The sequence below is a fragment of the Streptomyces sp. V4I23 genome, from assembly GCF_030817975.1.
In the GTDB taxonomy this organism is placed as follows: Bacteria; Actinomycetota; Actinomycetes; order Streptomycetales; family Streptomycetaceae; genus Streptomyces.
In genome coordinates this window covers 6,161,371-6,174,147 of the sequence record NZ_JAUSZW010000004.1, presented here as the reverse complement: position 1 = coordinate 6,174,147, position 12,777 = coordinate 6,161,371, and the positions used below count along the sequence as shown (strand labels likewise).

At 71.0% G+C, this 12,777-nt stretch carries 12 protein-coding genes; 5 read left to right on the top strand and 7 right to left on the bottom strand.

The genetic code is table 11. From position 1 onward, the window contains the following. The first annotated feature begins 8 nt into the window (after nucleotides 1-8). The gene (locus QFZ82_RS30350) at nucleotides 9-518 is read left to right on the top strand and encodes an HNH endonuclease (protein ID WP_177148973.1); all 510 of its coding nucleotides are present in this window, start codon (nucleotides 9-11) and stop codon (nucleotides 516-518) included. Nucleotides 519-612: 94 nt separating this feature from the next. Here the strand turns inward: QFZ82_RS30350 and QFZ82_RS30345 are convergent, their stop codons facing one another. The 4 genes from QFZ82_RS30345 to QFZ82_RS30330 form a co-directional block, all read right to left on the bottom strand. Continuing rightward, a complete protein-coding gene (locus QFZ82_RS30345; RefSeq protein ID WP_307716174.1) occupies nucleotides 613-1,380 on the bottom strand; it encodes a sulfite exporter TauE/SafE family protein in 768 nt (255 codons plus the stop codon). Nucleotides 1,381-1,465: 85 nt separating this feature from the next. After that, entirely contained in the window at nucleotides 1,466-2,419 is a 954-nt protein-coding gene (locus QFZ82_RS30340; protein ID WP_307716173.1) for an SPFH domain-containing protein, read from the bottom strand. A gap of 205 nt (nucleotides 2,420-2,624) precedes the next feature. Further along, on the bottom strand, nucleotides 2,625-3,056 hold the full coding sequence (locus QFZ82_RS30335) for an NfeD family protein (RefSeq protein ID WP_307716172.1): 432 nt from the start codon (nucleotides 3,054-3,056) through the stop codon (nucleotides 2,625-2,627). Between the two features lie 84 nt (nucleotides 3,057-3,140). Next, complete coding sequence (locus tag QFZ82_RS30330) at nucleotides 3,141-3,932, bottom strand: ABC transporter ATP-binding protein (protein ID WP_307716171.1); 792 nt, start codon at nucleotides 3,930-3,932, stop codon at nucleotides 3,141-3,143. A 165-nt stretch (nucleotides 3,933-4,097) separates the two neighbouring features. Here QFZ82_RS30330 and QFZ82_RS30325 point away from each other — a divergent pair, with 165 nt between their 5' ends. After that, nucleotides 4,098-4,883: a hypothetical protein gene (locus QFZ82_RS30325; RefSeq protein WP_307716170.1), complete on the top strand. Its 786-nt coding sequence runs from the start codon at nucleotides 4,098-4,100 to the stop codon at nucleotides 4,881-4,883. 331 nt (nucleotides 4,884-5,214) lie between these two features. Here the strand turns inward: QFZ82_RS30325 and QFZ82_RS30320 are convergent, their stop codons facing one another. Both QFZ82_RS30320 and QFZ82_RS30315 read right to left on the bottom strand, forming a co-directional pair. Continuing rightward, nucleotides 5,215-5,859 carry a response regulator transcription factor gene (locus QFZ82_RS30320; protein WP_177148968.1) on the bottom strand — a complete coding sequence of 215 codons (645 nt, stop codon included), beginning with the start codon at nucleotides 5,857-5,859 and terminating at the stop codon, nucleotides 5,215-5,217. Continuing rightward, nucleotides 5,852-6,997, bottom strand: a complete 1,146-nt coding sequence (locus QFZ82_RS30315) for a GAF domain-containing sensor histidine kinase (protein WP_307716169.1) — start codon at nucleotides 6,995-6,997, stop codon at nucleotides 5,852-5,854. Before QFZ82_RS30315 ends, QFZ82_RS30320 begins: the two co-directional genes overlap by 8 nt. Before the next feature lie 183 nt (nucleotides 6,998-7,180). Here QFZ82_RS30315 and QFZ82_RS30310 point away from each other — a divergent pair, with 183 nt between their 5' ends. From QFZ82_RS30310 to QFZ82_RS30300, 3 genes are all read left to right on the top strand, one after another. Further along, a complete protein-coding gene (locus QFZ82_RS30310; RefSeq protein WP_307716168.1) occupies nucleotides 7,181-7,876 on the top strand; it encodes an SDR family oxidoreductase in 696 nt (231 codons plus the stop codon). Further along, complete coding sequence (locus QFZ82_RS30305) at nucleotides 7,873-8,961, top strand: S-adenosylmethionine:tRNA ribosyltransferase-isomerase (protein WP_307716167.1); 1,089 nt, start codon at nucleotides 7,873-7,875, stop codon at nucleotides 8,959-8,961. The genes QFZ82_RS30310 and QFZ82_RS30305 overlap by 4 nt, the downstream gene beginning before the upstream one ends. A gap of 278 nt (nucleotides 8,962-9,239) precedes the next feature. Continuing rightward, nucleotides 9,240-9,977 carry a transglycosylase SLT domain-containing protein gene (locus QFZ82_RS30300; RefSeq protein WP_307716166.1) on the top strand — a complete coding sequence of 246 codons (738 nt, stop codon included), beginning with the start codon at nucleotides 9,240-9,242 and terminating at the stop codon, nucleotides 9,975-9,977. A 104-nt stretch (nucleotides 9,978-10,081) separates the two neighbouring features. Here QFZ82_RS30300 and QFZ82_RS30295 read toward each other — a convergent pair whose 3' ends face one another. After that, nucleotides 10,082-12,619, bottom strand: coding sequence for an FHA domain-containing protein (locus tag QFZ82_RS30295; protein WP_307716165.1), 2,538 nt, complete (start codon nucleotides 12,617-12,619; stop codon nucleotides 10,082-10,084). Nucleotides 12,620-12,777: the final 158 nt, after the last annotated feature.

Below are 12,777 nucleotides of genomic sequence, written 5' to 3'. Positions count from 1 at the left end.
TGGGCGAGATGCGGGACACGTTGGTGCTGAATGCGAGCTTCGAGCCGCTGTCGACGGTGACACTCAACCGTGCGGTGGTGCTGGTGCTCCAGGACAAGGCCGTCGTCGAGCAGGCCCACCCCGGTCTCCGTGTCCGCGCGGCCGCCGTCGATCTTCCGGTGCCCCGGGTGATCAGGCTCTGCAGATACGTACGGGTGCCGTTCCGAAGACAGGCGCCGTGGTCACGGCGGGGTGTGCTGGTCAGGGACCAGCACCGGTGCGCGTACTGCGGCAGGCGCGCGACGACCGTGGACCACGTGGTGCCGAAGTCGCACGGTGGTGCCGACTCCTGGCTGAACACAGTGGCCTCATGTGCCGAGGACAATCACCGCAAGGCGGACCGTACGCCGGAGCAGGCGGGCATGCCGTTGCTGCACCAGCCGTTCGTGCCGTCGCCGGCGGAGGCGATGCTCCTCGGGATGAGGTCGGGTGAGCGGGCGGCCCTGCCGGACTGGCTGGCGGCGGACACCGCCGCTTAGCCCGCGACGGCGGCCGGCGTGCAGGCGCCGTGGTGTCTCGTGAGGGAGCCCGTCCCCGTACGGATCGGGGGCGGGCTCCCTCACGTGCCGGCGCTCAGCGCAGGAGCAGCTGCACGATGGCGCAGGTGCCGACGACCACGATGAACACGCGCAGTGCGGTGGGGTGCAGCTTGCGGCCGATCTTCGCGCCGAACTGGCCGCCGATCGCCGAGCCGACGGCGATGAGGAGGACGGCGGTCCAGTCGAAGTCGGCGACGAAGAGGAAGAACAGTGCGGCGATGCTGTTCACGATGGCCGCGAGGACGTTCTTGACGGCGTTGAGGCGCTGGATGGTGTCGTCGAGCAGCATGCCCATGAGGGAGAGGTAGATGATCCCCTGGGCCGCGGTGAAGTAGCCGCCGTACACGCTGGCGAGCAGCAGGCCGCCGAAGAGGACGGGCCCGCCGTCGGTCTTGGTGAGGGTGCCGTTGCGTGCGCGGCGGCGCTGGACGGCCGTCGAGATGCGGGGCTGGAGCACGACGAGGACCAGGGCGAGCGCGACGAGGACGGGCACGATCGTCTCGAAGGCGGTCGGCGGGAGCATCAGCAGCAGGACGGCTCCGCCGAGGCCGCCGATCGCGGCGGCGATGCCGAGGCGCATCACGAGGGGCCGCTGGCCCTTGAGTTCCTCCCGGTAGCCTATGGCGCCGCTGATGGAGCCCGGGATGAGCCCGAGGGCGTTCGACACCGTGGCGGTGACGGGCGGCAGCCCGGTGGCCAGCAGTACGGGGAAGGTGATCAGGGTCCCCGAGCCGACGATGGTGTTGATGGTGCCGGCGCCGATTCCGGCGGCGAAAATCGCCAGTGACTCCCAGATGGACAACGCCATCTCCTCCACGATCGGTGAGACGCCTCCCCGCCATCAAGGTCGAGGGGCCTCAACGATCATGCACGAAGGGACGCCGGCGTCAGTCGATGGGGGGCTGTTCGCGGCGCTCGGTGCCGTTCCCGTTGCCCGCCTTGCTCGGTCCGCCGCCCATGCCGGCCATCGGGTTGAAGTTTCCCATGGCTCCGGAGAGCCCCTTGAGGGCGTCGCCGATCTCGCTGGGCACGATCCAGAGCTTGTTGGCGTCGCCCTCGGCGATCTTCGGGAGCATCTGGAGGTACTGGTAGGCGAGGAGCTTCTGGTCGGCGTCTCCCGCGTGGATGGACTCGAAGACCGTACGGATGGCCTGGGCCTCGCCCTCGGCGCGCAGTGCCGCCGCCTTGGCCTCGCCTTCGGCGCGAAGGATCGCGGACTGCTTCTCGCCCTCGGCGGTGAGGATCTGCGACTGCCGGATGCCCTCGGCGGTGAGGATGGCGGCGCGCTTGTCCCGGTCGGCGCGCATCTGCTTCTCCATCGAGTCCTGGATGGAGGTGGGCGGCTCGATGGCCTTGAGCTCGACGCGGTTGACGCGGATGCCCCACTTGCCGGTGGCCTCGTCGAGGACCCCGCGGAGCGCGGCGTTGATCTCCTCACGGGAGGTCAGGGTCCGCTCCAGGTCCATGCCGCCGATGATGTTCCGCAGGGTGGTGACGGTGAGCTGCTCGATGGCCTGGATGTAGCTGGCGACTTCGTACGTCGCGGCCCGGGCGTCGGTCACCTGGTAGTAGATGACGGTGTCGATGTTGACCACCAGGTTGTCCTGGGTGATCACCGGCTGGGGCGGGAAGGGGACGACCTGCTCGCGCAGGTCGATGCGGTTGCGGATGGAGTCGATGAAGGGGACGACGATGTTGAGGCCCGCGTTGAGGGTGCGGGTGTAGCGTCCGAACCGCTCCACGATGGCGGCGCTGGCCTGCGGGATGACCTGGATCGTCTTGATCAGGGCGATGAAGACCAGCACCACCAGAATGATCAGGACGATGATGATCGGTTGCATCGCGTTCCCTGTGCCCTTCGCTGCCGGATGATTCTGCGATTTCTGCGGATCGAGCTGAGGTCGGATCTGACGGCCGTGATGATCAGTTTCCCAGAACAGAGGCTGTGCTGCGGGCAGTTCGGAAGGTTCGGCCCGTTCGGTCCGTTCGCTGGGGCGGTGGCTGCGGTGGCTGCGGTCGTCGTCGCGTGGAGTGCCGTCGCCGCGCTCACATCACGACGGCGGTGGCTCCGTCGATCTCGACCACGTCGACCTGCTGGCCCTGCTCGTAGGACATGGACGCGTCGAAGGAGCGGGCGGACCAGATCTCGCCGGCCAGCTTGATGCGGCCGCCGTTGCCGTCGACCCGTTCGACGACGACGGCCTGACGGCCTTTCAGGGCGTCGACACCGCTGGCGAATCGCGGGCCCTGCTGGGCTCTGTGTCGGGCCGCGATGGGGCGTACGACCGCGATGAGCGCGACGGACACCGCGGCGAAGACGAGGACTTGAGCCACCGATCCGCCGCCGAGCGCCGCGACGACGGCCGCGGCCACGGCTCCTGCGGAGAACATTGCGAATTCGGGCATCGCGGTCAGCACGAGCGGAATGCCCAGTCCGACCGCGCCGATCAGCCACCACACCCATGCGTCGATGTCCACGTGGTCATGGTAGGTCCGCCGGTCGCGGTCCGGACAGGGGGCGATGCGGGTCGCCCGTGCTTCTGCCCCTGTTTCTCAGGGAGTTCAGCCGAGCGGGAGGCCCTGCGCGGTCCAGCGCTCGCCGTTGCGCTCGACGACGAGCGGGAGGCCGAAGCAGTGGGAGAGGTTGCGGGAGGTCAGCTCGGTCTCCATCGGGCCGGCGGCGAGCACCTTGCCCTGCCGGATCATCAGGACGTGGGTGAAGCCGGGCGCGATCTCCTCGACGTGGTGGGTCACCATGATCATGGAGGGCGCGTACGGGTCGCGGGCGAGCCGCCCGAGACGGCGTACCAGGTCCTCGCGGCCGCCGAGGTCCAGGCCGGCGGCGGGCTCGTCGAGGAGGAGCAGCTCGGGGTCGGTCATCATGGCGCGGGCGATCAGGGTGCGCTTGCGCTCTCCCTCGGAGAGGGTGCCGAACCTGCGGTCGAGGTACTCGGTCATGCCGAGCCGGTCGAGGAAGGCACGGGCGCGCTGCTCGTCGACCTCGTCGTAGTCCTCGTGCCAGGTGGCGGTCATGCCGTACGCGGCGGTGAGGACGGTCTGCAGGACCGTCTGGCGCTTGGGGAGCTTGTCGGCCATGGCGATGCCGGCCATGCCGATGCGCGGGCGGAGCTCGAAGACGTCGACGCCGCCGAGCTGCTCACCGAGGATCCGGGCGCTGCCGCTGCTGGGGAAGAGGTAGCTGGAGGCGATGTTGAGCAGAGTGGTCTTGCCGGCGCCGTTGGGGCCCAGGATCACCCAGCGCTCACCTTCCTTGACCGACCAGGAGACGTCGTCCACCAGAGCGCGTCCGTCGCGGACCACGGATACGTCCACCAGCTCCAGTACATCGCTCATGAGCGCGTTGTCTCCCCATGCAATCGTCGAGGTCTTCGGGTGCGTGTGGGCGGTTTGTGCGCCTGTGGGCACAGCACCCAGGGAAAACCTACGCCACCTGCCGGGCGCTCCGGTCGCCCGGTCCCGTGCTAGGGGGTGTCCGCCGGGCACGCCTAGGCTGGGAGCATGCTTTCGGAACCGCGTTCAGGCCGCTTGGCGGCATGGGGAAACGCCCTTTTGGCCGGACTTGTTTCACCGGACGACGCCGTGCACGCGATCGTCGGCGACGATGCCGTGCACCGGGTGGAGGGACTGCCGGGCGAGGCCGGTCCGGTCGGGCTGACGCTCGCGCTCGGGCGGCTGCGGGCGCTGGGCGTGACCGGTTACCGGGTGGCTCTGCCCGCGCCCGGGCATCCGCTCGGGCTGAGCGGCCCGCCCGAGTTCAACGCGCGGGCGCTGGAGACCGAGGAGGCCGTCGTCGCGACGGGAGCGGCGTACGGGCTGGTGCCGGAGATCCGCGAGGCAGGTCCGGCCGGAGACGTGCACGTGGACGTTCTGTGGCACTGCCTTCCGGTGCAGGAGGCGCCGCCCGCTGACGTGCCGTCGCTCGGCGAGGCGGAGCGGGAGCTCGCGGAGGCGCTGCGCGAGGCGACGTCGGCGCTGACCCGTCTCGATGTGGCCGCGTCGGGGCCGGTGGCGGAGGCGGCGGTGGACGCGTACCGGGCGCGGTCGGAGCGCGGGGCGGCGGAGACACTGGCTCCGGGCTATCCGCCGCGTGCGGTGCGGGTGTTGGAGCTGGCGCAGCGGATCGGGCTGCTGATCTCGGTGGCATACGAGAACGGGCACGGCGGTGCGGTGAGCGCGGCGGAGATGGCGGCGCGGGGGGAGGCGCTGCGGCCGGTGGAGCGGGTGGCGCGGAGGGCGCAGGTGGCGGCGTACAACGCGTATGTGGAGGAGCGGCAGCGGGGGTGACGTGTCCTCCCGAGGCCGGGGCTCCGCCCGGACCCCGTGACGCCCTGCGCGCGGTGACTCCCGCGGCCCCGCGGCCGGGGAGCCGCCGCGTCCGGCCGACGGGCACATCGGCTCGCGGCCGTGGTCCGTCGGGCGGCCGGCCGCAAGCCGGGAGGCCGGGCTCAGGCGGCCGGCCGCCTCCCGAGGGGGCAGGAGCAGAGCCCCGGCCGCCCCGGGCCGGGGCATCAGGCACTCGGGCTCGTGGTGCCGGAGGCCGGGTCGAGGAGGCCGGACACGTTCACCGTGTGGCCCGAGACGTTCCACGGATGTGGACCGGACCCTGACCGTCCGATCAGCCGGTCAGTCCGTGCCGCACCGCCCAGAGCGCCGCCTGGGTGCGGTCGGCCAGATCGAGCTTCATGAGGATGTTGGACACGTGCGTCTTCACCGTCTTCTCGGAGAGCACCAGCGCCCTGGCGATCTCCCGGTTGGACCGGCCGTCGGCTATCAGCCCCAGGACCTCGCGCTCCCGCTCCGTGAGGTTGCCCCCGCGGCCCGTGCCGCCCGGTGAGTCGTCCTCGGACAGCAGCGCGCCCGCGACCTCCGGCTGGAGCAGGACATGGCCCGCGTGGACCGAGCGGATGGCGCCGGCCAGGGCCTCCGGGTCGACGTCCTTGTACACGTAGCCCGACGCGCCCGCTCGCAGCGCCGGGACCACCGTGCGCTGCTCGGTGAAGCTGGTGACGATCAGGACCTTGGCCGGGTTGGCGAGCTCGCGCAGCTTGCGCAGGGCTTCGATGCCGTCCATGCCCGGCATCTTCACGTCCATCAGCACCACGTGGGGCTTCAGCTCCTCGGCCCGCGCGACGCCCTCCGCACCGTCGCCGGCCTCCCCCACCACCTCTATGTCGTCCTGGACCTCGAGGAACGTGCGCAGCCCGCGCCGCACCACCTGATGGTCGTCGACCAGCAGCACGCGGATCTTCCTGTCAGCCACCGGGGACCTCCATCTCTACCGTGGTGCCCTTGCCGGGCGCCGATTCCACGCTGAGTCTGCCGCCGACGCCGCCCGCCCGGTCCCGCATCGACACGAGCCCGAGATGCCGCCCGGCCCTGCGCACGGTGCGGGGCTCGAACCCCTTGCCGTCGTCGGTCACGCTGAGCAGGGCGCCTTGGCCGCGGCGGACGAGCACGACGTCGACCCGGTCCGCGCCGGAGTGGCGCAGCGCGTTGTGCAGGGCCTCCTGGGCGACGCGCAGCAAGGCCTCCTCCTGAGCGGCGGGCAGGGCCCGCACCCCGCGGGTGTCGAAGGTGACCTTGGCCGTGTGCGCGCGGTCGAGAACCTGGATCTGGGTGCGCAGCGTATTGACGAGGCCGTCCTCGTCGAGGGCCGCAGGCCGCAGCTCTACGACGGCGGCGCGCAGCTCGTCGGCCGCCTCGGCGGCGAGCTCGGCGACCTGCTGGAGCTCGCCCTTCGCCCTGCCCGGGTCGCGGTCCACCAGGGCGGCGGCGGCCTGGGCGGTGAGCCGCAGGGAGAAGAGCTTCTGGCTCACCGCGTCGTGCAGCTCGTGGGCGAGGCGGGAGCGCTCCTCGGCGATGGTCAGCTCGCGGCTGCGCTCGTACAGCCGGGCGTTGGTGAGGGCGATGGCCGCGTGCTGGGCGAGGATGCCGAGCAGTTCCTCGTCGTCCTCGGTGAAGCCGCAGCCGCCGTCCTGCCTGGGGCAGCGCTTGTTGGCGAGGAACAGCGCGCCCATGACCTCGTCGCCGTCCTTGATGGGCAGGCCCAGGAAGTCGGACATCTCGGGATGGGCGGACGGCCAGCCCTCGAAGCGGGGGTCCTTGCGCACGTCGGCGAGCCGCTCCACCTTCGCCTCCTTCAGCATCGCGGCGAGGATGCCGTGCTGGCGCGGCAGGGGGCCGATGGCCTTCCACTGGGCGTCGCTGACGCCGTCGACGACGAACTGCGCGAAGCCGCCGTGGTCGTCGGGCACACCGAGCGCCGCGTACTCCGCGTCGAGGAGGTCGCGGGCGGAGGCCACGATCGTCTTGAGCACGTCGCGCACCTCGAGATGCCTGCTCATGGCAAGGAGCGCGGTGCTCACGGCGGCCAGGCCGGAGCTCGGTCGGTGACTCATGACCTCACCGTACCGGCGGGCTGTGACAGCGCGTATCGGCCCCGGGACCGCCCCTGCCTAGGCCGGGGGGCGTAGGCCGAAATGCCCCTGCGGGAAGGGGCCGCGGCACGAGGCGGCGGGCCCCTCCGCGTTCCTACGTTGGCGGCACCACACAGGAGCGGTACGGCGAAGGGGATGGGTCTCATGCCGGTTGCGGTGATCACAGGGGCGTCGAAGGGGCTGGGCCGCGCGCTCGCGGCCGGTCTCGCCGGGGAGGGCTGGGACCTGGTGCTCGGGGCCCGCACCGAGGACGTACTGAAGGAGAGCGCCCGGCAGGCCGGTGTCCACGGCGCACGCGTGGTGCCGGTGGCGGGGGACGTCACGGACGCCGCGCACCGTGCGGCGCTGGTGGCGGCGGCCGCTGAGCTCGGCGGCCTCGATCTGGTGGTGAGCAACGCGAGCGCGCTGGGAGCGGAGCCGCTGGTGCGGCTGGAGGCCCTGGCCCTGGACGGGCTGCGGGCGGCGCTGGAGACCAATGTGGTCGCGGCGCTGGGTCTGGTGCAGGAGGCGCTGCCGATGCTGCGCAGGTCGCCGACGGGGGCGGTGGTGGCGGTCAGCTCCGACGCGGCGGCGGAGGCGTACGAGACGTGGGGCGGCTACGGGGCGTCGAAGGCGGCGCTCGACCAGCTGGCCGCGGTGCTGGCCGTCGAGGAGCCGGGGCTGCAGGTGTGGAGCGTCGATCCGGGCGACATGGCGACGGACCTCTATACGGCTGCTGTCCCGGACGACGACGAGCCGCGGCCGTCTCCGCAGTCCGTGGTGCCCGCCTTCCTGCGGCTGCTCTCGCAGCGTCCGGCCAGTGGCCGGTACACCGCTGCCGCGCTGCTGGGGTCCCGATGAGGACGGTGCCGGAGGGAAGGGCCGTGCTGGAGGCGCTGAGGGTCCCCGAGGAACTGTCCGCGCGGGTGCCGGCGGAGGAGCGGGGTGCGGGGCGCGACGACGTACGGCTGCTGGTCTCACGCGGGACGCGGGTGTCGCACCACGCGTTCCGCGATCTCCCGGGGCATCTGCGGGCGGGTGACGTGCTGATCGTCAACACGTCGTCGACGCTGGCGGCGGCGGTGGACGGCCGGGTGGGCGGCGAGCCGGTGGTGGTGCACTTCTCCACGCAGGGGGACGACTTGCGGTGGGCGGTGGAGCTGCGGCGCCCGGACGGCTCGGGGAGCACGGCCCCGCGCCCGGGCGGGCCGCGCGGTGCGGTGGTCCGGCTGCCGGGCGGCGCGCACCTGGTGCTGGAGGAGCCGCTGGCGCCGGGGGCGCGGCGGCTGTGGTGGGCGTCGGTGTCGGTCGGCGTGACGGGGCTGCTGGCGCGGCACGGGCGGCCGATCCGCTACGGGTACACGGCCGGGGACCAGCCGCTCGCCGCGTACCAGACGGTCTTCGCGCTGCCTTCCGCCGACGGTTCGGGGTCGGCGGAGATGGCGAGCGCCGCGCGGCCCTTCACCGCGCCGCTGGTGGCGGAGCTGGTGAGCCGGGGGGTGCAGTTCGCGCCGGTCACGCTGCACACGGGCGTGGCGTCGACGGAGGCGCACGAGCCGCCGTATCCGGAGCGTTTCGACGTGCCGGCGACGACGGCGTGGCTGGTGAACGCGGCGCGGGCGGCGGGCGGCCGGGTCGTGGCGGTGGGGACGACGGCGGTGCGGGCCCTGGAGTCGGCGGCGGACCCGGCGGGGGTGGTGGCGCCCGCGGCGGGGTGGACGGATCTGGTGGTGACGCCGCGGCGGGGGGTGCGGGTGGTCGACGGCCTGCTGACCGGGCTGCACGAGCCGGCGGCGTCGCATCTGCTGATGCTCCAGGCGATCGCCGGCGAGGCGGCGCTGACCTGCGCGTACTCCGAAGCGCTGAGGAACCGCTATCTCTGGCACGAGTTCGGCGACGTCCATCTCGTGCTTCCGGACGACACCCCTCACTCACTGGATTGCTGAAGCAACACACGGTGAGAGGGTCACCTGCCCGATGTGAGCCCGCGCATAGGACGTAGGTCACTTACGAACCTCTTTAGTGCGTACATAAAGGGCGTGTGAGCGGGGACAGTGCGCATGAATCGGGCGTTTGGGATCAACGTGATCCACTACCGCGGATCGTACGTCACACCTTTGCCACCGGATTTTGCTGCCGCTAAGAATTGCCGACGTCGCTTCCGAACAGCGCAGAGCCGAACCGGCCTGGAGCGACTTTCCGCTATTCGAAGAGGTACGTCTGTATGTCCGCGTTCAACACCGCCGCTCTCCGTCGTCTCCGATCGCGCAAGGCCGCGGTCACCGGTGTCGCCGTCGCCGCTTCCGCCGCTCTGGCGCTGTCCCTGGCTCCCGCCGACGCCGAGGCCGGCACGACGACCGAGGTGGCCGCGGCCGCCCCCGTGGCCTTCAAGGTCAACGAGAAGCAGGCCGCCGCGGTGCAGGAGAGCATCGCCAACCAGCAGACCGCCTTCGAGGCCCAGTTCAAGGCCGCGCAGGCGAAGAAGAAGGCTGAGGCCGCCGAGGCCAAGAAGCAGGCCGAGGCGAAGAAGAAGGCCGAGGCCGAGGCCAAGAAGAAGGCGGAGGCCGCCGCGAAGAAGCGTGCCGCCGAGCAGGCCGCCGCCAGCCGGTCCGCCGCGCGCAAGCCCGCGAAGGTCACCTACCCGAACAACCTGGACGGCTGGATCCGCGAGGCGCTGTCCATCATGAAGAAGCACGACATCCCCGGCACCTACGAGGGCATCCACCGCAACATCATGCGGGAGTCCAGCGGTAACCCGCGTGCCATCAACAACTGGGACATCAACGCGATCAACGGTGTCCCGTCGAAGGGCCTGCTGCAGGTCATCAAGCCGACCTTCGACGCGTACCACGTCCCCGGCACCTCCTGGGACCAGTACGACCCGGTCGCCAACATCGTCGCCGCCTGCAACTACGCGGCCGACCGCTACGGCTCCATGGACAACGTGAACAGCGCCTACTGAGGCACTGCCACGAACGGCACCGCAACGAGGCGGTAGCAGACATACGCCGAAGGGCGCACCCCGCGCGGGGTGCGCCCTTCGGCGTCGTCAGTGGACGTGTGCCGTCACTTGCGCATGACCTCGGGCTCGTGGCGGCGCAGCAGGCGCTGGACCACGAAGCCGCAGATGACGCCGATGGCGAGCAGGATGGTGATGTTCATGCCCCACTGGCCGGCCGTGTGCTCCCACAGCGGGTCCAGGTCGGTGGGGTTCTTCGGGTCCCACGGCGGCATGAGGTGCGCCAGGTCGAGCGTGGTGCCGGCGCCGGCGATGGCCCAGCGGGACGGCATCAGCCAGGCGAACTGCTCCAGGCCGGGCGAGCCGTAGACCTGGAAGAGGATGCCGGTGAAGACGACCTGGACGATGGCGAACATGACCAGCAGCGGCATGGTCTTCTCGGCGGTCTTCACCAGCGAGGAGATGACCAGGCCGAACATCATCGAGGTGAAGCCGAGCGCGATGACGACGAGGCAGATCTCGACGGCCGGCGGCATGATCAGGCCCTCTTCGGGCAGCCTGCGGGTCGCGAAGCCGATGCCGCAGATGATGACGCCCTGCAGGGCGGTGATCAGGCCGAGGACGATGACCTTGGACATCAGGTACGCCGAGCGGGACAGGCCGGTCGCCCGCTCCCGTTCGTAGATGACCCGTTCCTTGATCAGCTCTCGTACGGAGTTCGCGGCGCCGGAGAAGCACATGCCGACCGCCAGGATCAGCATGATCGTGCCCGCGTCGCCGTTGAAGCGGGACCTGCCGTCGTCGGGGGCGGCCAGTCCGAAGTCGGCCGGGATGACGACGGAGACCAGGCCGAGGACGGCCGGCAGGATCACCATCAGGCCCATGAAGCCCTTGTCGGACGCGATCACCGACGAGTAGCGGCGGATCAGGGTCCACAGCTGGGAGCCCCAGCTCTGCGGCTTGGGCGGGTTCATCTGCTGCGGCGGCGGCATGTTGACCGCCTGCGGGGCGACGGCGTCGAGGTCGGCCGCGTACATCTGGTAGTGCTGCGAACCGCGCCAGCGGCCGGCCCAGTCGTAGTCGCGGTAGTTCTCGAACGCGGAGAACACGTCCGCCCACGTGGTGTAGCCGAAGAAGTTGAGCGCCTCCTCCGGCGGGCCGAAGTAGGCGACGGAGCCGCCGGGCGCCATGACGAGGAGCTTGTCGCACAGCTGGAGCTCGGCCACGGAGTGGGTGACCACCAGGACGGTGCGGCCGTCGTCGGCGAGGCCGCGCAGCAGCTGCATGACGTCGCGGTCCATGCCCGGGTCGAGGCCGGAGGTCGGCTCGTCCAGGAAGATCAGCGACGGCTTGGTCAGCAGCTCCAGGGCGACGGAGACGCGCTTGCGCTGACCGCCGGACAGGGAGGTGACCTTCTTGTCCTTGTGGATGTCGAGCTTGAGCTCGCGCAGCACCTCGTCGATGCGGGCCGCGCGCTCGGCCGGCGTGGTGTCCGCGGGGAAGCGGAGCTTGGCCGCGTACGTGAGCGCCTTCCGGACGGTCAGCTCCTTGTGCAGGATGTCGTCCTGCGGGACCAGACCGATGCGCTGGCGCAGCTCGGCGAACTGCTTGTACAGACTGCGGTTGTCGTAGAGGACGTCGCCCTGGTTGGCGGGCCGGTAGCCGGTCAGCGCCTTGAGCAGGGTGGACTTTCCGGAGCCGGACGGGCCGATGACGCCGATGAGGGACTTCTCGGGGACGCCGAAGGAGACGTCGCGCAGGATCTGCTTGCCGCCGTCGACCGTGACGGTCAGGTGACGGGCGGAGAAGGAGACCTCACCGGTGTCGACGAACTCCTCGAGGCGGTCACCGACGAGCCGGAACGCGGAGTGACCGACACCGACGATGTCGTTCGGGCCGATGAGGACCGTGGACGACTTGGCGATCGGCTGACCGTTGACGTACGTGCCGTTGTGGGAGCCGAGGTCGCGGATCTCGAAGCGGCCGTCGGGCGTCGCGACGAATTCGGCGTGGTGGCGCGAGACCTGCAGGTCGGAGACGACGAGCTCGTTCTCGAGCGCACGACCGATGCGCATCACGCGGCCGAGGGCCAGCTGGTGGAACGTCGTGGGGCTGCGGTCGCCGTGGACCGGCGGGGCGCCCTCGGCCTTCTGCACACCCTGCTGGTGCGGGACCTGGGCCGGCTGCTGCGCCTGCGGGGCCGGCGGTTGCTGCCAGCCCTGGTGGGCGGCCTGCGGCGCCTGGCCCTGCGGCCAGCCCTGCTGCGGGGCCGGGGCCTGTTGCGCGGCGGCCTGCTGGGCGGCGGCCTGCTGGGGGGCGGCGGCCTGGGCGCTGTAGGCGGCGGCAGCGGTGAGGCTGAGCCGCGGACCGTCGGTGGCGTTGCCCAGATGCACGGCCGAGCCGGCGCCGATCTCCATCTGGTGGATCCGCTGGCCCTGCACATAGGTGCCGTTGGTGCTGCCGTGGTCCTCAATGACCCAACTGCGCCCGCCCCAGCTGATCGTGGCGTGCCGCCACGAGACCCTGGCGTCGTCGATCACCAGGTCACCCTGCGGGTCGCGGCCGAGGGTGTACGACCTGGACGGATCGAGGGTCCAGGTCCTTCCGTTCAATTCCAGTACGAGTTCCGGCACTCCATGCCCCACTACTTGTCCCCCGAGCTACCCCCGTTGCCGGGAGTCTAGGGATGGCGAACATCGTGGGGAACTATTTCAGGCCGGGGTCCGTATCCGGAACTCGGGCCTTGTAAAGGCAGTGTTCGGTACGGAGTTGGGACCTTCGTGGCCTGTCGGGGACACCCCAC